This is a genomic window from Hymenobacter defluvii (genome assembly GCF_017589435.1).
GTDB lineage: Bacteria > Bacteroidota > Bacteroidia > Cytophagales > Hymenobacteraceae > Hymenobacter > Hymenobacter profundi.
This window is the reverse complement of the sequence record NZ_JAGETX010000008.1, coordinates 1-21936: the sequence shown is the minus strand read 5'-3', so window position 1 is coordinate 21936 and position 21936 is coordinate 1. Positions and strand designations below refer to the sequence as shown.

Below are 21936 nucleotides of genomic sequence, written 5' to 3'. Positions count from 1 at the left end.
AATTAATGAGAGTAATTTGAATCAAATATCCCCAACGCCCTCCCCTTATTCTCCTCCTCCACCTTCCCATCCGTCCACCCATTGCCGCCATACACGATTCTTTCCCCAGCCAATGCTACCAGCGTCACGCGCTTCCGTTCGCCGGGCTCGAAGCGCACGGCGGTGCCGGCCGGGATGTTGAGGCGGTAGCCAAAGGAGGCGGTGCGGTCGAACTCCAGCGCGGCGTTGGTTTCGAAGAAGGGGTAGTGCGAGCCCACCTGCACCGGCCGGTCGCCCTGGTTGAGCACGTCGAGGTCGATGGTGTCGCGGCCTTCGTTGAGGATGAGGTCGTCTTTGGCCAGCAGGTACTCGCCGGGCCGGGCGTTGATGACGGTATCGAGGCTGGGGACGGTAGGGCGGCGGGTGAGGCCGGAGCCGTAGAGCGCCAGCTCCGGCGAGCCATGCTCGCGGCAGATGGGGTAGTGCACCGTCACGAGCTTGGTGCCATCGGGGAAGGTGCCTTCGATTTGCACCTCGGGGAGCAGTTCGGCCACGCCGGGCAGCACGTCGGCGTGGCCGAGAAGCTGCTTGCCTTTGTCCATGAGCACGGCCACGCTCTCGCCGTCGCGGATGAACTCTAGTAGCTGAGTAGCAAGTAGCGCTGTGGCTTCGGGGTAGTTCAGGCGCAGACCGCGGGCGTAGCGCTTCTGGGCCACGAAGCCGGCTTGGTGCAGCACCAGCTTATCGAGGTCTTTGGGGGCGAGGTGCATACGGTAAGGGGAGAAATGGTGAGATTGTGAAGTTGTGAAGTATTGTCATCCTGAGCTTGCGAAGGACCTTATGCCCGCAGAACGAGTCGTTGAGACGTTAGTCGTCCGCACGTGAGAAGGTCCTTCGCGCTGCTCAGGATGACAGGCAAGCGCAGGATGACAAGATACTGACGGATGGCAGCAAGCCAAACTACGTCAGCACGTTCGAATATATCATCCACCCCCCATACCCAATACTCAGCAGCGACGTGACGACGACCACCGAACTCGTGAGCACGCGGCTGATGCGCATGCGGGGCGTGAAGGGAATGTTCATGAGAGCCGCCGCGCCGAACATGCCAACCACCGAACCCAGCCCGAACAGCAGGATGTAGGCTAAGCTGTGGAGCGGGTCGCGCAGCTCGCTCATCACTAGCAGTACCAGCGCGCCGCTACCCGCCAGGCCGTGCAGTAGGCCGATAGCGTAGGCCAGTTGGTGACGGTTGCGCGTTACCAGGGTAGGGAGGGTATAGTTCTGCTTATTTACGAGGCGGCCTACCCCCATTGTAATCAGCAGCACGCCTACGGCCGCTTCAAAATAGCCGCTGGATAGAAACGTGACCTTGCCCAGCAGGATAAGCCCCCCAAACACCACCAGCGTGGTGGTGTGGCCCAAGCCCCAATATAGCCCGTCTTTCACGGCGAGTAGGGTAGAGTCGCGGCGGGCTACGAGTTGGCTGACGGCTAGTAGGTGGTCGGGCTCGAAGGCGTGGCCGATACCAATGAGGAAGGCAAACAGAATGGGTAGGAAAGCCTGCATAGGCAATGGATGACTTGAAAATCTAGAGCTAGAGCGAGAAAGCTAGTTCTCCTCTTTTTTAAATGTCGCGCATCAAGCGAGTGTGGGTGCCCGCAGGGCGGGGTGGCGAAACCGTGAGAACGACGGCTAGAACTAGAAATCTAAGAACTAGAAAAACTAGCTCTAGATGCCGTTCAACGACGTTTACCACTCCGCCCTACGGGCACCCCTCTTAAAAAATAAGGGGAACTAGCTTTCTAGCCTCTGGGCAAGCACCTGGAGCCAAATATAGACAGCGCGACCATACAGCGGGAAAACCAGCACCGCCCCAACGGAGTATCTTTACCTATAAATCCGAATAGTCCCGGATGCATCCTCCCGTTACTCAACAGCTCTATGGCCTCGTTCCGTCAGAAACTCATGAAATTCCTGTACCCGCTGATTATGCGGCTGTCGAAGTCGAGCAGCAAGGGGAAGGTGCTGACCAGTAAGCAACAAGCCGGCGCGCCGGTGTCATTTTACAAGCTGGCGGGGCAGCGCAACAACGGTCAGGCCCTACCCTTCGAGGAACTGAAGGGTAAGAAGGTATTGCTGGTGAACACGGCTTCCAACTGCGGTTTCACCAACCAGTACGAGGAGCTGCAACAGCTCTCGGAGCAGTTTGCCGACGAGCTGGTGGTGCTGGGCTTTCCGGCCAACGACTTCGCCGAGCAGGAAAAAGCCGACGACAAAGCCATTGAGCAGTTTTGCCAGATGAACTTTGGCGTATCGTTCCCCTTGATGAAGAAAAGCGTAGTAGTAAAAAATAGTGCGCAAAACCCGGTGTATCAGTGGTTGAGCCAGGCCCAGCAAAACGGCTGGAACGAGCAGGCGCCCGACTGGAATTTCTCAAAATACCTCGTCAGTGAAGACGGCCGCTTGCTAGGTTATTTTGGGCCGGCCGTATCACCGCTGAGCGACGACGTTACCGGTAGCATTCGGGGCTAGCGGCGTGGTGGGCCGACCGCGGTGGCCCACGCAAAACCGCGTATCTTTTGGCCCTTGCTTGTTCAGCTTCCCTACCTTAGTATATGAAGAATTTTTTCCTGGCTGGTGCAGCGGCCTGCCTCTTATTCAGCTGCTCGGAGCAAAACAAGAAACCGGCTGAAACGGCCGATGCCTCTACCTCTGTACCCAAACCGGCCAGCCTACGGGCGCTCTACAGTAATTACTGGGAGCAACAGTCGCGCTTTTTCCCGCTGGAGGCCACAGGCCAGGGCGACAACCGCTTCAACAACCGCCTACCCAACGACCAGACGCACGCCTTCCGCGACTCGCTGCGCACGTTCTACCAAACCTCCCTCGACCAGCTGCATTTGTTCCAGCGCGATTCGCTGGCCGAGAACGACAAAATCAGCTACGACATCTTTGAATATGAGATGCAAACCCGCCTCGGTGGGTTGAAACTGAACACCTGGCAGATGCCCTTTCAGCAGTTTTGGGGCCTACCCCTCACGATGGGCCAGCTGGGTGCGGGCACTGGTAACCAACCTTTCAAAACCGCCCAGGACTACGATAATTGGCTGGGCCGTACCAAGGGCTTTGCGGTGTGGGCCGACTCGGCCATTGCTAACTTCCGGGTAGGGATGCGCACGGGCGTGGTGCTGCCCCGGCCATTGGTTGAGAAGATGATTCCGCAAATGCAGGCCTTTGTGGTGAGCGACCCCACCAAAAGCCTGTTTTTTGCGCCGGTGAAGCAGTTTCCGGCGGGCGTGTCGGAGGTAGATCAGCAGCGGCTGGTGGATTCGTACAAGGCGGCTATTCTCACGCAGCTGGTGCCTACCTACCGCAAGCTGGCCGATTTTCTGAAAAACGAGTACCTGCCCGTATCCCGCACCACCACCGGCATTTCCGAAATTCCGGACGGTGCCGACACGTACCGCTACTACGTGAAGTACTGGACCACTACCGACAAAACGCCGGAGGAAATCTACCAGACTGGTCGCGCCGAGGTGAGCCGCATTCGGGGCGAGATGGAGGATATCAAGCGCAAAGTGGGCTTCAAAGGCGATTTGGCGGCGTTTTTTGAACATCTAAAAACCGACAAGCAATTCACGCCCTACCAGAACTCCGAACAGGTACTCGACGCTTTCCGGGGCATTCAGGCGCGCATTGAGCCCAACCTGAAAAAGATGTTCGGGCGCACGCCCAAAACGCCGTTCGAGATTCGGCAGACGGAGGCTTTTCGGGCTGAGTCGGCCTCGGCTGAATACAACCAGGGTAGCCCCGACGGCGCGCGGCCGGGCATTTTCTACATTCCGATTCTGAACGCTCGCGAGTTCAACATCACCTCGGGCATGGAGTCGCTGTTTCTGCACGAGGCCATTCCGGGCCACCACTATCAGATTTCGTTGCAACAGGAAAACGACAGCCTACCCAAGTTCCGGCGTTTTGCCTGGTACGGCGCCATGGGCGAGGGTTGGGCGCTCTACACCGAAAGCCTAGGCAAAGAGCTGGGCCTCTACACCGACCCCTACCAGCGCATGGGCGCCCTGGGCGACGAGATTCACCGCGCTATCCGGCTGGTGGTTGATGTGGGCATGCACACCAAGGGTATGACCCGCGAAGAAGCTATTCAATACATGATGGAAAACGAGGCCATCAGCGAGCAGGGCGCCACCGCCGAAATTGAGCGCTACATGGCCATTCCGGGCCAGGCGCTTTCCTATAAGGTAGGGGCGTTGAAAATTCAGGAGTTGCGCGCCAAGTACCAGAGTCTACTAGGCGCGACGCAGAAGCTGCGCGCCCGCAACCGCCGCGAGCAAACCAGCCATTTCAGCCTCAGCGCCTTCCACGATGAGTTGCTGAAAGACGGCGTGATGCCGCTCTCCGTACTGGAGCGCAAAATGGACGCCTGGGCCGAAGACGAGCGGTAGGGTAGGGGTGAAGGAGTACAGCACGCCAACCAGAACATTATTCTGACCAATCAGAACGTCATGTTGAGCGAAGGCGTAGCCGTGGTCGAAACATGACGTTCTTTTTTAACCTTTCTACCCATGCCCCACATCACCGCCGCCGATATCGAATCGTACGAGAAGATCTACCGGCTCAACCTCATCAATGCCATTACGGGCTACAAGCCCGCCAACCTCATTGGTACGGCCTCGCCCGATGGGCAGACCAACTTGGCTATTTTCAGCTCGGTGGTGCATTTGGGCTCCAACCCACCGCTACTGGGTATGGTCACGCGCCCTACCTCGGTGCCGCGCCATACCTATTCTAATATTCAGGATACGGGCTGCTACACCATCAACCACGTGCCGGCCGCCTACGTGGCGCAGGCGCATTACACGTCGGCCAACTTCCCGGCCGAAGAATCGGAGTTTGACGCGTGCGGATTTACACCCCTGTACCGCGACGATTTTCCGGCGCCCTACGTGCAGGAAAGTCAGATTAGCATTGGCCTGCGCTTGCAGGAAGAAATCGAAATAAAAGCCAACGGCACGCGGTTACTGGTGGGGGCAGTAGAGCACATCTACCTGCCCGACGAGGTGCTACAGCCCGACGGCTCCTTGCACTTGGTCGCTGCCGCCGACATCTGCATTTCCGGCCTCGACGGCTACCACAGCGTGACGCCGCTGGCAGCCTTTGCCTACGCCCGCGCCGGGCAGGGCCCGCAGCCGAAAGAGAAGTAGCCACAATTCTTTGGGCAGGATATTCGTCCGGGTAAGAAGTTGCGCCGTTAAAGAAGGTAGGAAATAACTCCCTCCATCTTTCTACTGAATCATGAAAAATAAATTCTGGCAAACGCTGGGGCTGGCTACCGTGGCTAGTATGCGCAGCATGTTGGCTCCGGCCTTGTTGAGCAAATCGTTGGTGAAGCACAACTCGCCCTACCTCGGCAATTCGCCCCTACGCTTCATGCAGTCTCCCATTACGGCCAATGTGCTGTCGGTACTGGCTGGGGCTGAGCTGATTGGCGACAAGCAGCCCGATGCCGCCGACCGCACTTCTGCCACTGTAATGCCCAGCCGGGCTGTAGCGGGTGCCTTGCTGGGCGCTACGTTGTACAAATCACAACAGGGCAGTGCCCTTGTCGGTGCCCTGATTGGTAGCGTAGCAGCGGTAGCCACTAACTATGCAACCCTGGCTTTCCGCAAGCAGCTCATCGAAAGCACTAATCAGCCCATTTTGGCTGGTATTATTGAAGATGGTATTGCTGTAACCAGCGGCTTAGCCATCCTGAAAGGTCGCAAAGGCACCAAACTCACCAAGGCTGATAAGAAAGCCAACAAAGAAGCCAAGCAAGCCGCAAAGGCCAGGCAGATGGCTTAAAAACACTGTAATTCTATAACAGCAGAATGCCCCTCGGAACCAGTTCCGAGGGGCGTTCTGCTGTTATAGATGAAGGCAGCTAGTTACTGCCGTTCATGGCGGGTGGGTTCTGACCGCCTGGTGCGTTCATAGCGCCGTTGTTGCTGGTAGGCGGCGTGTCTTTGGTAGCTTGGTCGGCGGGCGAGTCCAGGCCTTGCGGCGTGGTTACGGTTTGCTCGGCATTCACGCTGTCAATATCGGTGTCGGTGGCGCGGGCTTCGGGGGCTTCTGCGAAGGTGCCTTCGCGCTGGGTTTCGTTGCCGGGGCCTTTGCTGTAGTCGCAGGAAGAGAAAGACAAGGTAGCGGCTACCAAGGCCGCGCTTAGAAAGAAAGAGCGTTTCATCGGGAGTTGGTAATATAAGTGGAGTCAGAAACGCTATACGTAAACTACCTACGAAACGGCCGGCTTAGCCAGTAGAATTGGCGGGCGCGTATCTTCGGCCAATGGCAATTTCGATAACCATGAGCTGGAGTGGGGGTAAAGATTCGGCCCTCGCGCTCTACCACCTGCTGCGCGATGGCCGCTATCAGGTAACTCACCTGCTCACCAACGTAAACGCGCACTACGGCCGCGTATCCATGCACGGCGTGCGTGTAGAATTGCTAGAGGCGCAAGCCCAACGCCTGGCCTTACCCCTACACCAGGTGCGCCTACCCGAGGCGCCCAGCATGGCCGAGTATGAGCACCAGACGCAAACGGCCTTGCAGGAATTGCAGGCGCAAGGCACGACGCACGTGGCGTTCGGGGATATTTTTCTGGAAGATTTGCGCGTCTACCGCGAGCAGCAGCTTACCCAGCTGGCTATGCAGGCACTGTTCCCGCTGTGGCAACGCCCTACCGCCGAGCTGCTCCACGAGTACCTGACGCTGGGCTTCCGGGCCGTGGTGGTGTGCGTAAACGAAGCCTACCTCGACCGCAGCTTCTGCGGCCGCCTGCTCGACGCCGACTTCCTCCGCGCCCTACCCGCCGGCGTAGACCCCTGCGGCGAAAACGGCGAGTATCATACCTTCCTCTTCGACGCGCCTTACTTTAAGCACCCCATTCCCTTTCAACGCGGCGACATCGTGCGCCGCACCTACCCCGCGCCGGTTGGCGAAGCGCCGCTGAGTGCGTTTTGGTATTGTGATATTTTGTTGGGAGAAATGGTGAAGTTGTGAGATAGTAAAATGGTGAGTGAGCAAAAGCGTCTGTCATCCTGAGCTTGCGAAGGACCTTATCACGCTAGAACGACAAGCGTAACAACGACTCGTTCAACGGGCATAAGGTCCTTCGCAAGCTCAGGATGACAGACGGCTTTTTAACTCACCATTCCACCACTACGGCGCGCAGCCGCACAGCACCTCGCGGCTGGGCTTGGTGGTTTTATAATCGGGTAAGCTTACCTCCTTCATATAGATAACTTCCAGTTGCTTAAGCCGTGGATGCTTAGGATTTTCGCCCCAGATACGCAGCAGATAATTGCAGTAATACGGTCGCATAAACGCGTTGCTGACAAACAGATAGTTCTCAGAATACTTGCGCCACCGGTCATTGGGGAATAGACTCACAACGGAAGGCGGCTTGGCGTAGGTGAGTGGTGCCCCATCCCGGTTCAGGTCTATCTTCCGGCCCGTAGTGGTAGTGCCTTCCAGAATATACCAGCCATCATCCTTGAACACAGCCGGCGCAAACATGCCCCAGTGCTGATCGATGCGAAACAGGTAGCCCAGCCACTGCATTCGCTCCGGCATGGCCCAGCGCTTGGACGTAACAGTATCGAAATTCCACCAGCAGATATACACCAGCAGCACGCCTACCACGGTGTTGCGCACGGCCCGAAGCAGCGTTACGCTTTGTGGCGCGTGTTCGATGTGGGCGGCTAGATGCACCCGCACCGGGCTGCGCCAGGTAGGAGCCTTCCACCGCCAGCCGGTGCGCCATTGCCCGAAACGCGTGCCGAGGCGCTGGGCATGCGGCACCAGCTTTTGCTCCAGCCAATCCATTGCCGCGGGCGGGAGCAGGCCGGGTAGGGAGGCCCAGTTAATCAGGAAAAACAAGCCCACAAAAAGCGTGAGGCTGATTCCGAGATGAAAAAACACGAGCACCCCAATGAACAACCCGCGCCACCACGCCACGCGCCACGGAATAAACAGCGCGAAGGGCAGCAATAGCTCGGTGTAGTAGGTGGCAAACGTTAGCCCACGCATCAGCTCGGGGTAGGGGTAGAGCAGCCGGCCAACCGGGAGCAGCATTTGGTCGAGGCTGAGGGCGTAGTAGAGCGCGGTGCCGGTCTGCGTCCATTCGGCCCCGCTTTTGAGTAGGGCCGTGCACCAGTAGAGCAAAGCCAACTGCACGATGTAGGCAACGGTGGCGGCGCTGCACGTGGTAAGGCTGGTAGGTGGCGGCTGCCGGCGGCTATCCAAGGAGTATACGCGCCCCAAGGGCAGGAAAATGCCCCAAAACAGCAGCATCCGCAGCAAATCGTCGCCGCCCTGCCCAATTAGCGGGTTGCGATTCTGCACCGATACCAGCAGCACCCACGAGATGATGGTCACTAGCCGGGTGCGGTAGCCCAGCAGCATGGCCACGGCGGCCGCGGCCGCCAGCAGAAACAACACCGCCTGCACCTGCCACAGCCCACTACTGGTATGAAACGAAAACTCGTAGGGGTTCCAGTTGTGCTCGTAGAGGACGTGCAGCGGCAGCACGCCCATGTTGGAATAATGCGCCTCCAAATCAGTTGCGCGAATGGCTAAGTCTACTACTACCACAGCCGCCAACGCTACCCGCAATAGCGCCAATGCCCGCAGATCCAACACAAACGGCTGCCGAATAACAGCTACTACACGATTCATAAGGGGAGTAAGGCTAATCAACACCACCGACCACATGCGTAGCTGCTACCACGCAGGGCCGGCCCTACCATACGCAAAAGCGGCCGAAAGCGCTATCCAAGGGATAAAGCTCTCGGCCGCTTGTAGGCCGTTAGGCCCACAAAGGTTGCATCGCGTCGGGGACTACTGGGGAGTGCCAGTCGTCGTCATCGTGCCGGTTGTGGCAGTAGTTGTACCCGTTGTGGTGCCCGTGGTGGTCGTACCAGCTGTGGTGCCCATCGTAGTACCTGTGGTGGTACCCGTCGTGGTTGTGCCTGTGGTAGTCATACCCGTAGTGGTACCGGTAGTCGTTGTGCCCGTGGTGGTGCTCATCGTACCGGTGGTGGTAGCATCCGTGGTGCCGGTCGTCGTGCTCATCGTGCCCGAGGTAGTGGCATCCGTACCTGTGGTGGTAGACTCAGTGCCGGTGGTGGTAGTGCCATCCGTCGTACCCATTTCCGAGGTCGTGTTGCAGGCACCTAAGCCCAGGCCGCTAGCCAGCACAGTAGCTGCCAACAAAGCGAAGCGATTCTTCTTGATCATCTTTTTGGTGAATTGGTGAAAGAGTGCGTGCGGTGCCATTCAAGGCAAATAGCTCCCTTGTACGCTTAGTAGTGGAATAGAGGTTACATAAATGGTAGAAAAAGCAGATATTTTATACATTTTGTAATATGACAAAGATAAATTTCAAGGAGTGCTTACTGATGAGGTTGCGCCGTTTCACAAGCAGACATACTACCCATATTGTGTAATAAACAGCGTTTGCTGATGAGCGGAAGTAACCAAAGTTGCGTTTAACCGTGTCAGGAAGTACACTTAGGAAGACCCTGCGCCAGCCATGCCTCAACCACCCGCCGTTATTCTGTTTGATGGAGTCTGCAACCTGTGCAATGGCTTCGTGCAGTTCGTTATTGCCCGCGACGCGCAGGCTCGCTTTCAGTTCGCCTCCTTGCAATCGGAGGTAGGGCAGACGTTGCTGGCCGCGCACGGCATCGTGGTGGTGGCCACACCTGAGTCGGTGGTATTGGTAGAAGATGAGCGCGCCTACACGCACTCACAGGCCGTGCTGCGCATCCTGCGGCAGCTGCCCGGTTGGCGGTGGGTGTATGCTTTTCGGATAGTGCCACGCTGGCTGCGCGATGCGGCCTACCGGTGGGTGGCCCGCCACCGCTACCAGTGGTTTGGCCAGCAGGAAGAAGCTTGTTGGCTCCCTACCCCGGCGCTGCAAGCCCGCTTTCTGTAGGCATTTCTGCTATTTTTTTGTTCTCATAGCTCACCACAATCCAGTTTATGCAAGCTCTTGTCTTGGATGGGGTCAATCAGCCCCTACAACTTCGTGAAGTTCCTACCCCTACCCCCGGCCCCGGCGAGGTGCTCATTCGGCTGCACGCCGCCGCCCTCAACCACCGCGATGTCTGGATTCAGAAAGGCCAGTACGCCGGCCTGAAGTTTCCCTGCATCTTAGGCTCCGATGGTGCCGGTACTGTTGCGGAACTAGGCGAAGGCACCGATGAGAAGCTACGCAACCAATCCATGCTCATCAACCCTGGCATGCAGTGGGGCGATAATCCCGCCGCGCAGGCCAAAGACTTCCAGATTTTGGGTCTACCACACGATGGCACCTTTGCCGAGTACGTGTGCGTGCCGGCCCGCTACGTGCATTCCTTGCCCGAGCATCTAAGTTTTGCGCAAGCCGCGGCGCTGCCGTTAGGCGGCCTTACGGCCTACCGGGCACTTTTCACCCGCTCCAACTTACAGGCTGGCGAGCGGGTGCTGGTGTCGGGGGTAGGCGGGGGAGTGGCCCTGCTGGCCCTGCAAATGGCCGTGGCCAGTGGCGCCGAGGTGTGGGTAACATCTAGCTCAGCCGAGAAAATAGAGCAAGCCAAGTCCTTGGGTGCCAAGGGCGGCATCAACTACCAGGACGAAAACTGGCCCGCTACCCTCACCAAGCAAGCCAACGGCGGTTTCGACGTTATCATCGATAGTGCGGCCGGGCCGGGTTTCAATAACCTGATTGATGCCGCCGCGCCCGGCGGGCGCATCGTATTCTACGGCGCTACCCAGGGCGATATTCCAGAAGTGCCAGCCCGCAAGATTTTCTGGAAACAGCTGTCGATACTGGGCTCTACCATGGGCACGGAGCAAGACTTTGCCGGGCTGTTGCAGTTAGTAAATGACAAAGAGCTAGAGCCCATCATCGACAAAACCTTTCCGCTGGCGGAAGGCGAAGCCGCCCTGCGCCACATGGACGACGGCGCCCAATTCGGCAAAATTGCTCTGCAAATCATATCAGAGTAACTGGTAGCCAGCAGCAAACGGTGCGTTTGTTTTATGTAAAAAATACTACTAAATGCCTTAGCAAAATCGAATGATTTGGCTAAGGCATTTGTTTTATAAGCAACCCAGAAAACGTACACACATTCCACTTACTATACCGTATGAAATCAGCTGCTGAGTACCTCGAAGCACCAGTTTTCTATCTGACCTACCCTACTGGCGAAGAAGCCGAAAACGTACCGGTAGTAGCCTACGAAGAAGCCGTGCGCGCCATAGAAGCCGCCCTGGCCGACGCGGCAGAGTACAAATATTTGTTGCTGCGTGCGCTGCGCCGGCAAGTGACGCCCGAAGCCGAAATAGCACCCGCTACCGAAGCTACCGTGCGCCCCTTATTTCCAACAGACGACAACCAGGAGTTGGCCGCATAACTACAAAAGGCCCCGGCGATAAGCGTATCGCCAGGGCCTTTGCTATTGAAAGTAGGTAGGCAGCAGGGTTACATATACTGGTTGGGCACTAGGTAGTTCTGCACATAGTCGGCAATGCCATCCTCCAGCCGCGTGAAAGGAGGGTCGTAGCCGATGCTGCGCAGCTTCTCCATATTGGCCTGGGTGAAGTACTGGTACTTGTCGCGAATTACCTCAGGCGTATCCTGAAACTGGATGTCGGCAGTACGACCGAGGGCTGCGAAGGTGTTTAAGGCCAGATCGAGGAAGGTGCGCGCTTCGCCGGTGCCCAGGTTGTAGATGCCGGAGTGCTGGCGGGTCTGCATCAGGAAGTAGCAAACCTCCACCACGTCTTTCACATAAACGAAATCGCGCTTTTGCTCGCCATCGGCATAGTCGGGGTTGTGGGAGCGGAACAGCGTCATGGAGCCCGTTTGCTGAATCTGCTGGTAGGCGTGCTGAATCACCGAGGCCATGCGGCCCTTGTGGTATTCGTTGGGGCCATACACGTTGAAGAATTTCAGCCCAGCCCAGAAAAACGGCTTTTCGGGTTGCGCTACGGCCCACTTGTCAAAGTCGTTTTTGGAGTCGCCGTAGGCGTTCAGCGGTTGCAACAGGTGCAGTAGCGCTTCATCATCATCGTAGCCCACCGTGCCCAGGCCGTAAGTAGCCGCCGAGGAAGCGTATACCAACGGCAGTTGGTAGCGGCAGCACGCTTGCCACATCTGCTTGGAGTAGTCGAGGTTCAGCAAATTCAGCACGTCGCGGCTTTGCTCGGTGGTATCGGTGCGGGCGCCAAGGTGGAAGATAAATTCCACTTGCTCGTAGTTCTCGTCTAGCCAGTCGAAAAACTCGTTGCGGTCCACATACTGCTTTAAGCGCTTGCCGCTCAGGTTAGGCAGCTTGTGCTCCACGGCAAAATTGTCGACCACCACAATGTCGTTGAAGTTGGCGGCGTTGAGGCGGGTGACGAGGCAGCTGGCAATGAAGCCGGCTGCGCCAGTAACTACGATCATAAGAGTAGGATTTGCGACAAAAGTAAGAAAGTAGCGCAGAGTGCTACCGTAACGGAATCGGCGTCCCGAAGTTGACCTCCGCCGCAGGCTCCTTACTTTTACCGTATGTCCCGCTGCTTCCTGCTTTCGCTTCTGTTTCTGCTGGCCTGCCAGCCCGACCGGCCACCAGCCACTACCGCTGCTGCACCCCAGCAACTTCACGACGACCTAGGCCGCCCCGTTACAGTGCCGGCCCAGCCGCGCCGCATCATGTCCCTGGCCGCGTCCATGACCGAGATGCTGTTTGCCGTAGCCGATACAGCTACCATCGTGGCCCGCACGCAGGTGTGCGACTACCCCGCCGCGGCACTGAGCAAACCCATCGTCAACAGCTACCCCCTGGATCTGGAACGGCTGGTCAGCCTGAAGCCCGACGTAGTGTTTACCGTGGAAGGCATCACCTCGCTCGACGACGCGGCCCGCTTGGAAAAGCTGGGCATTCCCGTGTACTACCAGCGCTACGAGAAAGTAGACGACATTCTGCGCGGCCTGCGCGACCTGGGCCACATCCTGCACCGCGACGCCGCCGCCCGCCACCTCACTGATTCGCTGTCGGCCGCCCTGCAAGCCGTGCAACAGTTGCCCGCGCCTACCCCGCGCCCGGCCGTGCTGGCCATCACCTGGCAAGACCCCATCTACGTGTATGGCCAGAATACGCTATTCACGGATAAAATTCGACTAGCGGGCGGGCAGAATGCGGTACAGGAAAAGTTTGCGCAGCCCTACCCAGCCCTCACCCGCGAGTACATTCTGAAGCTGAATCCCGCTATGTTGCTGGGCGGCCGATTCGGGAAAATGGACAGCACCTTTTTCAAAAATTATCCCGAGCTGCGCCGCATCCGGGCCTACCAGCAAGGCCGCGTATACGACGCCACCGACGACCTGATGAGTCGGCCCGGCCCGCGCGTCGTAGAATCGGTGCGGGAGCTTCGTCGGCTGATCTGGGCGCCGCCCGCCGTATGAGCCGCCACCCCGCGCCCTGGCTGCTGGGTAGCCTGCTGCTGTTGCTGGCGTTGCTCACCGTCGGCCTACGCATTGGCAGCTACGATACCAGCTACGCCCTCATCGGCCGCACCCTACTCCACTACGACCCCACCGACCCCGCCCAGTTGGTGCTGGTACAGCTGCGCCTGCCTCGTATGTTGCTGGCTCTGCTAGCCGGTGGTGGTCTGGCCTTTAGTGGCTACCTCATGCAGGCCATGGTCAACAACCCCTTGGCTGATCCCTACCTGTTGGGCACGGCCTCGGGGGCTTCGCTGGGAGCTATTTTGTGTTATGTGCTGGTGCCTACCCTCACGGTAGCTGGAGTTTATCTGCCACCGCTGGCGGCTCTAGTAGGCGCTCTGGCGGCCACCCTGGTAGTGGTGCTGCTGGGTACCCGCCGCGGACAGCTGCTACCCGCACAACTGCTGCTGGCGGGCGTAGCAGTGGGTTCGCTTACGACGGCTATTGGGGGCGTACTCACGTTTATGGCCAGCAGCCAGGAAAAGCTACGTACCGTTGTTTTCTGGGCGATGGGCAGCTTCGAGCGGGCGGGTTGGGAACTGCTTCCCTACCCGGCGGTGGCATTGGCCGGGGCCTTGCTGCTGTTCTCGTTCCGCCGCCACGAGCTGAATATTCTGCTGCTAGGGGAGGAGCGCGCCGAGGCGTTGGGTGTCCCGGTGGCTCGCACGCGTTGGTTGCTGCTACTCACAGCCTCAGGGCTTACCGGCTGTGTGGTAGCGCTTTGCGGGCCTATTGGCTTTGTTGGGCTGATGGTTCCGCATATCACGCGCTGGGTGCTGGGCGTCACGGGGCCTTTAAACCTCCTATTCTGTGCCATCATAGGGGCTGATTTTCTGCTGGCCTGCGACTTGCTAGCCCGCTTGCTCTACCCACCCGCTGGCCTACCTGTTGGGTTAGTCACGGCCCTGTTCGGCGTACCGTTCTTCGTATATTTGCTGCGAAAAAAAGGGTAGTAGAGTCTTGTTACGAATATTCTATTGCGTGTATTGCGCTTCGGATACGTCAGAAAAACCGTGCGCCCAGTTACACCGCGTCCAAGACCCTAAGCTTCCAAGAACCCAAACCCATGATATACATCAGCCGCCAGGAGCACTTCAACGCCGCTCATAAACTGTACAACCCTAAGTGGAGCGACGAGCGCAACCACGAGGTATTCGGCCCCTGCGCCAACGTAAACTGGCACGGCCACAACTACGAATTGATTGTGACGGTACGCGGCAACCCCGACCCCGATACAGGTTTCGTAGTAGACCTGAAAGCCCTGAGCACGCTCATCAAGCAGCACATTATCGACCAGGTCGATCATAAAAACCTCAACCTGGATGTTCCCTTCATGGCCGACAAAATGGCTAGCACTGAGAACTTGGTAATAGCCTTTTGGGAAATTCTGGCCCGTGAGCTACCTCGTATCACTACGGCTCAGCTACATTGCCTCAAACTCTACGAAACGCCCCGCAACTTCGTCGAATACTACGGCGAGTCCGAGTAATTTTTAATTAAGAATTACTAATTAAAAATCGAGCTATTGTCTTTTCAATTACGGTCGGATTTTAATTAACAGTTCCTAATTAATAATGCCTAATCGTTAATTAAAACATGAAGTACTACCTAATTGCGGGTGAGCGTTCCGGCGATTTTCACGCCTCCAACCTAATGCGGCAATTGCAACAGCAAGACAGTGCCGCAGACTTCCGCTTTTGGGGCGGCGACCTGATGCAGGCCGCGGGTGGCACGATGGTGCATCATTACCAGGAGATGGCCATTATGGGCTTTTGGGAGGCCGCTACCAGTCTGCTTAAGTTTCGAGGCTACCTCAAGGAGTGCCAGCGCGATATGCTCGAATACAAACCCGACGTAGTAATCCTAGTCGACTATGCGGGGTTCAATATGCGCGTGGCGAAGTTTGCGAAGGAGCAAGGCATTAAGGTGTTCTATTATATCTCGCCCAAGATATGGGCCTGGAACCAAGGCCGCGTGCACAAGGTGAAAGCCTTGGTCGACCGGATGTTTGTTATCCTACCCTTCGAGGAGGAGTTCTACCAACGCTTCGGATACAAGGTCGACTACATTGGCAACCCAACGGCCGATGCCGTAGCCGAGCATCCTGCCGCCCCCGACTTTTACCAGCGCAATAACCTCGATCCGCAGAAGCAAATCATTGCCGTACTACCCGGTTCGCGCAAGCAGGAGATTGAGGAAATGCTTTACGAGATGGTGGCTATTCTACCGCCTTTCCTCAACTACCAATTCATTGTGGCTGGGGTTGATAACCTCGACCCCAATTACTACGCCCACTTCGAGCGCAACAACGTCCGCATCCTCTTCGACCAAACGTACGATCTGCTGGCGCATGCCACTGCTGCCCTTGTTACCAGCGGCACGGCCACGCTAGAAACAGCTCTTTTCGGCGTGCCACAGGTGGTTTGCTACCGTACCAGTGCGGTAACGTATGCTATCAGCAAAGCCCTTATTAAAGTGCGTTACATCTCGTTAGTCAACCTTATTGCAGACCGCGAGGTAGTAAAAGAATTAATCCAAGGCGAATTCAACTCTCGAAACCTCGTCACTGAATTAAAGAAAATTACGGCAGATGAGGAATTTATTGCTCAGCAGAAAGCCGGCTACGCCGAATTACGTGAGAAACTAGGCAGGAACAACGCAGCAGCAAAAGCAGCAAAGTTGATGGTAGGGTATTTGAGCCAGAAATAAGCTAAACCATATTCGTTACTAAAACAGTAGCGCTTCAGGTTCAAAAAACACCTGACAAAGAAAAAGCGAAGGTCGGAAAACAGCTTGTTTTCCGACCTTCGCTTTTTCTTTGTCAGGTGGCGTGTTAAGCCGCCCGCAATTGCTTCAACGGCGACTGCTCAAACTTGCTGCGTGCATAATCTGCGTCAATTACCAGCTCGCTTGCATCCGCATCCGATGGCATGTCAAACATAGCATCCGTCATGATGCTTTCGCAGATGCTGCGCAGGCCGCGGGCACCAAGGCGGTACTCGTCGGCTTTCACTACAATATATTCCAAGGCATCTTCCGAAAAGCTTAGCTGAATACCTTCCATCTCAAATAGACGCTGGTACTGCTTCACGATAGAGTTCTTGGGCTCCGTCAGGATTTTGCGCAGGGTAGCGTGGTCCAGTGGGTTGAGGTGCGTGAGCACGGGTAGGCGACCAATCAGCTCGGGAATCAAACCGAATGCTTTTAAGTCCTGAGCCGTTACGTAGCGCAGGAAGTTCTGCGTGTCGATATTCTCTTCTAGCTGCGTTTTGGCAAAGCCAATCGGCTTGGTATTCAAGCGGTTTTTGATGATGCGCTCAATACCCACGAAGGCACCGCCGCAGATGAACAGAATATTCTCGGTGTTCACCGTAATCATCTTCTGCTCGGGGTGCTTGCGGCCGCCATGCGGGGGCACGTTCACGGTGGTGCCTTCCAGCAGCTTCAGCATGGCCTGCTGTACACCCTCGCCGCTCACATCGCGCGTGATGCTGGGGTTGTCGCTCTTGCGGGCAATCTTGTCGATTTCGTCGATGTAGACAATACCGCGCTCGGCTGCCTCCACGTTATAGTCAGCGGCTTGCAACAGACGCGTCAGAATGCTTTCTACATCCTCGCCTACGTAGCCGGCTTCGGTTAGCACCGTAGCATCGGCAATGCAGAAGGGCACTTGCAGAATGTTGGCCAGCATGCGCGTCAAGAAGGTTTTGCCGGTACCGGTTTCGCCTACCATGATGATGTTCGACTTCTCAATCACCACATCATCCTTCTGCGGTTTCTGCATCAGGCGCTTATAGTGGTTGTACACTGCTACCGACATCACCTTTTTGGCCTCATCCTGCCCTACCACGTACTGATCGAGATAGTCCTTCATCTCGCGCGGCTTCACCAGATTGAACTTGGGCGCTTTGCTGTTCGAGCGAATCTTATTTTCCTCGTTCAATATCTGCTGGGCCTGACCCACGCACCGCTCACAGATGTGCGCATTGATGCCGGAAATCATGACCGAAACTTCTTTTTTGGCTTTGCCGCAGAAGGAGCACGTTATATCTGCCATTGTAGGACTCTCAGAAATAGGGGGGTAGAACCGGTAGAAATGCAACCGGTTATCAAAGGTACGAAAAGGCCAACGCCTAGCGAGCAAAAAAAAGTTGCCGCAAAAAGGAAATCTGCCCGAAGCAAAAAGCCCGCCGATTGACCCTGAGGCCAATAGCGGGCTTTTATTTCATGACGCCAATAGAACGTCAGGTTGGTAGAAAGTCATGGCATACGTGTCGGACCATGACTTTCTATGTAGTGCGAACCGGAAAAGTTAGTCTTTCTTCTTTTCCAACACTTCGTCAATCAGGCCGTATTCTTTGGCCTCATCGGCGCGCATCCAGTAGTCGCGGTCCGAGTTATCGTGGATTTCCTGGTAGGTTTTGCCAGTGTGCATGGCCAGGATGTCGTACAGCTCCTTGCGCAGCTTCAGAATCTCACGGGCCGTGATTTCAATGTCCGACGACTGACCTTGCGCGCCACCCGAAGGCTGGTGAATCATTACGCGGGCGTGGGGTAGGGCCGAACGCTTGTCTTTGGCACCACCAGCCAGCAATACGGCACCCATCGAAGCCGCCAAGCCGGTGCAGATGGTAGCCACATCAGGATTCACATACTGCATCGTATCGTAGATACCCAGGCCGGCATACACCGAGCCGCCGGGCGAGTTGATGTATAGCAGGATATCCTTCTTCGCATCGGCCGACTCCAAGAACAGCAACTGCGCCGTGATGATGTTGGCAATATAATCGTCTACGCCCGTGCCCAAGAACACGATGCGGTCCATAATCAGGCGCGAGAAAACGTCAATTTCAGCGAAGCGGGTAGGACGCTCTTCAATTACTGAGCGCGTCATGCCGGTAGGCAACATCAGCCCGTTGCGGGTTTGGCCCTCTACGTGCTGGATGTATTGGTCAACGCCCAGGCTGCTCATGCCTTGGCCTTTCACAGCAAACTTGCGGAATTCTTGTTTATTCAGCATGGGAAAAATAAGGTAGTATGAGTTCAACGAAAACTAAGGGTCAACAAAAAAGCCCTCACGGCAAGTAAGGGCTTTTTTGTTGACCTGAAAACCTAGAGCGGCAAATTAGCTCGCTTGTTGGTTTTGATTGCGGAAGTCCTCGGCCGTAATCGGTGTTTCGTTAACAACAACTTTGCCGCGCAGGTTTTCGAGTACTTTCTCTGCCAGAATGGCTTCATACTCGTCCACGTAGTTTTTACCGTTGTCTTGGCGCAGGTAGTTATCAGCAAAGCTGCGCATCGAAGCTTGCAACTCCTCGTTCACCTCGGGCAGGTTGAACTGGCCCATGATTTTCTGAATGGTACGGTCTACGATTTCGTCGTTCGACACCTTCAAGCCTTCCGTCTCCACTACCTTGTTGCGCACCATCGACCACTTCAGCTCGCGCTCGTAGTCGTTGTAGTGCTCTTCTACTTGCTCAGCCGTCAATTTGCCCTGGTTGGCACGCACCAGCCACTTCTTGAAGAATTCTTTGGGTAGCTCAACTTGCAGGCTATCAATTACTTTGTCGATAATCTGACGGTTCACCAGGTTGTCGGATTCACGGTCGTAGTTCTCCTGAATGGTAGTACGCACCTTCTCGTCGAACTCTTCTTTCGAAGTCACAACGTCTTTGCCGAACACTTTATCAAACAGCTCCTGGTTGAACTCAGCAGCGTCGGTGCGGTTGATTTTCTCTACCGTTAGCGTATAGTCACCGCTTACCTCAGCAGCTTCGTCCTTGCTCAGACCCGAGAAGTTGGCAACAGCCGATACGTCACCGTCAAAAGCATCCTTCAGATCGAAAGTGATGCTGTCTTCTGGCTTCACACCGATGAAGCGCTCCACACCATTCTTCACCTTGTTGATGGGTAGCAATACCACATTGCCTTCTTCCTCAGCGTCAGCCTTTTTCAGGCGGCCATAGAGGTAATCGTTAGCTTCCGAAACCTCGGGGTTGGTGCTCTCGCCAAACTGGCGACCAATCTGGTCGTAGGTCTCAGTGAGGGTAGCCTCGTCGAGCGACACTTGGTTGCGGTCTACCGTAATGCTCTGATCAGCAGGCAGCTCAATCTCGGGCAGCAGGCCCAGCTCAAACTGGAAGCTGAAGTCTTTTTGGTTGTCGAAGTCAACATCCGTCGGCACCGGAATCGGCTCGCCCAGAATGCGCAGGTTATTCTCCTTAATATACGCGTCTACCGATTTGCCCAACCGCTCGTTGATTTCATCGGCCAGCAAGCCTTTGCCGTACATTTTGCGCACCAAGCCAGCAGGCACCTTACCCGGCCGGAAACCTTTGATTTGCGCTTTTTTAGCGTAGTCCTTAATCTTTTGGTCTACGTTGGCAGCATAATCGGCTTCCGTCAGGTTTACTGTCAGGATGGCACTCAGCTGGTCGTCTTTCTTGTCGAGGGTAATGTCCAAAACAGGTCGTCGGTTAGAAGTGGGGTAGGAAGCCGTAGTATGCCCGGCCCTTTCCCCACGGCGGATGAATACGTGGTTGAAAAAGAAAAGCCCCCAACGGGTGGGTTGAGGGCTTCTGTTGTTGTTTCTAGTGCAAACTAGAAACGAATACTATAAAATAAGTGCGGATGGAGGGACTCGAACCCACACGCCTTGCGGCACCAGATCCTAAGTCTGGCACGTCTACCAATTTCGCCACATCCGCGTACCTCGGCCTTCTGCCTTGGGGGCGCAAAGCTACGCAACTGTTTTGAAAATCCAAAAGCAAAATAAAGTGTTTGTGTAATACGAGTGCAGACAAAAGCATCGCAAGCCGAAAAGACAACCTTTTACAGGCTCTCCGCTGTTGGTCTATGTTGTACCTTCGTTTCTTACTCTGCCTACCCGGAGCGGTGCTCCACTTGCATCTATGGCTACCCCTATCGACCCCGAAGCAGAACGTAATGAGATTCTGCGTCACTACCGTCGGCTATTACGCACGGCAAAGCCTATTCTTAAGGAAGGCGATGCCAAGCTGATTAAAAAAGCATTCAATACTTCGCTGGAAGCGCACAAAAACATGCGCCGTAAGTCTGGCGAGCCATACATTCTGCATCCACTGGCCGTGGCGCAGATTGTGGTAGAGGAAATTGGCCTGGGTACTACCAGTATCGTGTCGGCGCTGCTGCACGATGTGGTAGAGGACACGCCGTGGGAAATCAGCGACGTAGAGCGCGAGTTTGGCTTCAAAGTGGCGCGCATTGTAGACGGGCTAACCAAGATTTCGGGCGTGTTCGACTATGGTACGTCTGAGCAGGCCGAGAATTTCCGCAAGATGCTGCTCACGCTCTCGGAAGATGTGCGTGTCATTCTCATCAAGCTCGCCGACCGTTTGCACAACATGCGCACGCTCGACTCGATGCCGCGCCACAAACAGCTCAAGATTGCTTCTGAAACCATTTACCTCTACGCGCCGCTGGCGCACCGCCTAGGCCTTTATGCCATCAAGAGCGAGTTGGAGGATCTGTACCTGAAATACACGGATACCGATATTTATAATGAGTTGCGCACGAAAGTGCGCCAGAGCCAAAGTGTCCGCAACCGCTTCATCAAAGAATTTGTAGCGCCTATTGATGAGGAACTGGATGCTCAGGGCTTTCATTACGAAATCAAGGGTAGACCCAAATCCATCTATTCCATTCTGCGGAAGATGCGCAAACAGAATGTCTCCTTTGAGGAGGTGTATGATTTGTTTGCTATCCGCGTGATTCTCGATGTACCCTATGAGCAGGAAAAAGCGGCGTGCTGGCAGGTGTATTCCATCGTCACGGACTTCTACCAACCCAATCCCGACCGCCTGCGCGACTGGGTGAGCACACCCAAAACCAACGGCTACGAGTCGTTGCACACCACCGTGATGTCGCGCTCCGGGCAATGGGTAGAGGTGCAAGTACGCACCAAGCGCATGGACGAAATTGCTGAGAAAGGCTATGCCGCCCACTGGAAATACAAAGACGCCGCTACCTCACAGGCTGAATCGAGCTTGGAGGCTTGGATAAACAAAGTGCGCGAAATGCTCGAAACCAACAACTCCAGCGCCTTGGAGTTCATGGACGAGTTCCGGCAGAATCTGTTTGTGAAGGAGGTTTACGCCTTCACGCCGAAGGGCAAGCTCATTATCCTACCCGACAAATCAACGGCGCTGGACTTTGCCTTCGAGATTCACACGCATATTGGCTTACAGTGTCTCGGTGCCAAAGTCAACCAAAAGCTGCAACCGCTCAGCTACCAGCTCCGCAACGGCGACCAGGTAGAGATACTTACCTCACACAAGCAGCGTCCTACCGAGGAGTGGCTGCAATATGTGACGACTTCCAAGGCGCGCTCCCGCATCAAAGAATACTTGCGCGATGATAAAAAAGCCAAGTCGGAAGACGGG

The 21936-nt window shown here is 55.9% G+C and carries 22 protein-coding genes and 1 tRNA gene; 13 read left to right on the top strand and 10 right to left on the bottom strand.

From position 1 onward, the window contains the following. Nucleotides 1-2 precede the first annotated feature (2 nt). Complete coding sequence (locus tag J4D97_RS14410) at nucleotides 3-749, bottom strand: urease subunit beta (RefSeq protein WP_208308153.1); 747 nt, start codon at nucleotides 747-749, stop codon at nucleotides 3-5. A gap of 190 nt (nucleotides 750-939) precedes the next feature. Continuing rightward, nucleotides 940-1548, bottom strand: coding sequence for an urease accessory protein (locus J4D97_RS14405; RefSeq protein WP_208308152.1), 609 nt, complete (start codon nucleotides 1546-1548; stop codon nucleotides 940-942). Between the two features lie 399 nt (nucleotides 1549-1947). Here J4D97_RS14405 and J4D97_RS14400 point away from each other — a divergent pair, with 399 nt between their 5' ends. From J4D97_RS14400 to J4D97_RS14385, 4 genes are all read left to right on the top strand, one after another. Beyond that, a complete protein-coding gene (locus J4D97_RS14400) occupies nucleotides 1948-2514 on the top strand; it encodes a glutathione peroxidase (RefSeq protein WP_243900325.1) in 567 nt (188 codons plus the stop codon). 83 nt (nucleotides 2515-2597) lie between these two features. Further along, nucleotides 2598-4442: a DUF885 domain-containing protein gene (locus J4D97_RS14395; protein ID WP_208308150.1), complete on the top strand. Its 1845-nt coding sequence runs from the start codon at nucleotides 2598-2600 to the stop codon at nucleotides 4440-4442. Nucleotides 4443-4562: 120 nt separating this feature from the next. Then, nucleotides 4563-5201, top strand: a complete 639-nt coding sequence (locus tag J4D97_RS14390; RefSeq protein ID WP_208308149.1) for a flavin reductase family protein — start codon at nucleotides 4563-4565, stop codon at nucleotides 5199-5201. A gap of 91 nt (nucleotides 5202-5292) precedes the next feature. Next, nucleotides 5293-5841, top strand: a complete 549-nt coding sequence (locus tag J4D97_RS14385; protein WP_185280777.1) for a DUF4126 family protein — start codon at nucleotides 5293-5295, stop codon at nucleotides 5839-5841. A gap of 79 nt (nucleotides 5842-5920) precedes the next feature. Here the strand turns inward: J4D97_RS14385 and J4D97_RS14380 are convergent, their stop codons facing one another. After that, complete coding sequence (locus J4D97_RS14380) at nucleotides 5921-6223, bottom strand: hypothetical protein (protein ID WP_208308148.1); 303 nt, start codon at nucleotides 6221-6223, stop codon at nucleotides 5921-5923. A gap of 101 nt (nucleotides 6224-6324) precedes the next feature. Between J4D97_RS14380 and J4D97_RS14375 the strand changes: the two genes are divergently transcribed. Then, a complete protein-coding gene (locus tag J4D97_RS14375) occupies nucleotides 6325-7038 on the top strand; it encodes an adenine nucleotide alpha hydrolase (RefSeq protein WP_243900324.1) in 714 nt (237 codons plus the stop codon). 159 nt (nucleotides 7039-7197) lie between these two features. Here the strand turns inward: J4D97_RS14375 and J4D97_RS14370 are convergent, their stop codons facing one another. Next, nucleotides 7198-8715: an HTTM domain-containing protein gene (locus J4D97_RS14370; protein ID WP_208308147.1), complete on the bottom strand. Its 1518-nt coding sequence runs from the start codon at nucleotides 8713-8715 to the stop codon at nucleotides 7198-7200. Between the two features lie 162 nt (nucleotides 8716-8877). Beyond that, the gene (locus J4D97_RS14365; protein WP_208308146.1) at nucleotides 8878-9276 is read right to left on the bottom strand and encodes a hypothetical protein; all 399 of its coding nucleotides are present in this window, start codon (nucleotides 9274-9276) and stop codon (nucleotides 8878-8880) included. A 295-nt stretch (nucleotides 9277-9571) separates the two neighbouring features. On the opposite strand from J4D97_RS14365, the gene J4D97_RS14360 reads away from it, so the two are divergent. From J4D97_RS14360 to J4D97_RS14350, 3 genes are all read left to right on the top strand, one after another. Next, nucleotides 9572-9976 (top strand): thiol-disulfide oxidoreductase DCC family protein, encoded by a 405-nt coding sequence (locus J4D97_RS14360; protein WP_208308145.1) that lies wholly within the window; start codon nucleotides 9572-9574, stop codon nucleotides 9974-9976. Nucleotides 9977-10023: 47 nt separating this feature from the next. Further along, on the top strand, nucleotides 10024-11031 hold the full coding sequence (locus J4D97_RS14355) for a zinc-binding dehydrogenase (RefSeq protein WP_208308144.1): 1008 nt from the start codon (nucleotides 10024-10026) through the stop codon (nucleotides 11029-11031). A 140-nt stretch (nucleotides 11032-11171) separates the two neighbouring features. Further along, nucleotides 11172-11438, top strand: coding sequence for a hypothetical protein (locus tag J4D97_RS14350; RefSeq protein WP_208308143.1), 267 nt, complete (start codon nucleotides 11172-11174; stop codon nucleotides 11436-11438). A gap of 68 nt (nucleotides 11439-11506) precedes the next feature. Here the strand turns inward: J4D97_RS14350 and rfaD are convergent, their stop codons facing one another. After that, the gene (gene rfaD / locus J4D97_RS14345) at nucleotides 11507-12472 is read right to left on the bottom strand and encodes an ADP-glyceromanno-heptose 6-epimerase (RefSeq protein WP_208308142.1); all 966 of its coding nucleotides are present in this window, start codon (nucleotides 12470-12472) and stop codon (nucleotides 11507-11509) included. Nucleotides 12473-12577: 105 nt separating this feature from the next. Here rfaD and J4D97_RS14340 point away from each other — a divergent pair, with 105 nt between their 5' ends. From J4D97_RS14340 to lpxB, 4 genes are all read left to right on the top strand, one after another. Continuing rightward, nucleotides 12578-13474, top strand: a complete 897-nt coding sequence (locus J4D97_RS14340; protein WP_208308141.1) for an ABC transporter substrate-binding protein — start codon at nucleotides 12578-12580, stop codon at nucleotides 13472-13474. Next, complete coding sequence (locus J4D97_RS14335; RefSeq protein ID WP_208308140.1) at nucleotides 13471-14469, top strand: FecCD family ABC transporter permease; 999 nt, start codon at nucleotides 13471-13473, stop codon at nucleotides 14467-14469. Before J4D97_RS14340 ends, J4D97_RS14335 begins: the two co-directional genes overlap by 4 nt. A gap of 113 nt (nucleotides 14470-14582) precedes the next feature. After that, nucleotides 14583-15005: a 6-pyruvoyl trahydropterin synthase family protein gene (locus J4D97_RS14330; RefSeq protein ID WP_185280767.1), complete on the top strand. Its 423-nt coding sequence runs from the start codon at nucleotides 14583-14585 to the stop codon at nucleotides 15003-15005. Nucleotides 15006-15112: 107 nt separating this feature from the next. Further along, nucleotides 15113-16225, top strand: a complete 1113-nt coding sequence (lpxB, locus tag J4D97_RS14325) for a lipid-A-disaccharide synthase (RefSeq protein ID WP_208308139.1) — start codon at nucleotides 15113-15115, stop codon at nucleotides 16223-16225. A 124-nt stretch (nucleotides 16226-16349) separates the two neighbouring features. Here lpxB and clpX read toward each other — a convergent pair whose 3' ends face one another. From clpX to J4D97_RS14305, 4 genes are all read right to left on the bottom strand, one after another. Further along, a complete protein-coding gene (clpX, locus tag J4D97_RS14320) occupies nucleotides 16350-17573 on the bottom strand; it encodes an ATP-dependent Clp protease ATP-binding subunit ClpX (protein ID WP_185280765.1) in 1224 nt (407 codons plus the stop codon). Between the two features lie 255 nt (nucleotides 17574-17828). Beyond that, the gene (locus tag J4D97_RS14315) at nucleotides 17829-18536 is read right to left on the bottom strand and encodes a ClpP family protease (protein WP_258048881.1); all 708 of its coding nucleotides are present in this window, start codon (nucleotides 18534-18536) and stop codon (nucleotides 17829-17831) included. Between the two features lie 105 nt (nucleotides 18537-18641). Further along, complete coding sequence (tig, locus tag J4D97_RS14310) at nucleotides 18642-19979, bottom strand: trigger factor (RefSeq protein ID WP_185280764.1); 1338 nt, start codon at nucleotides 19977-19979, stop codon at nucleotides 18642-18644. Between the two features lie 162 nt (nucleotides 19980-20141). Next, a tRNA-Leu gene (locus tag J4D97_RS14305) sits at nucleotides 20142-20223 on the bottom strand. Nucleotides 20224-20427: 204 nt separating this feature from the next. Here J4D97_RS14305 and J4D97_RS14300 point away from each other — a divergent pair. After that, nucleotides 20428-21936 (top strand): RelA/SpoT family protein (locus J4D97_RS14300; protein ID WP_208308138.1); only part of this gene is annotated, 1509 nt, incomplete at its 3' end.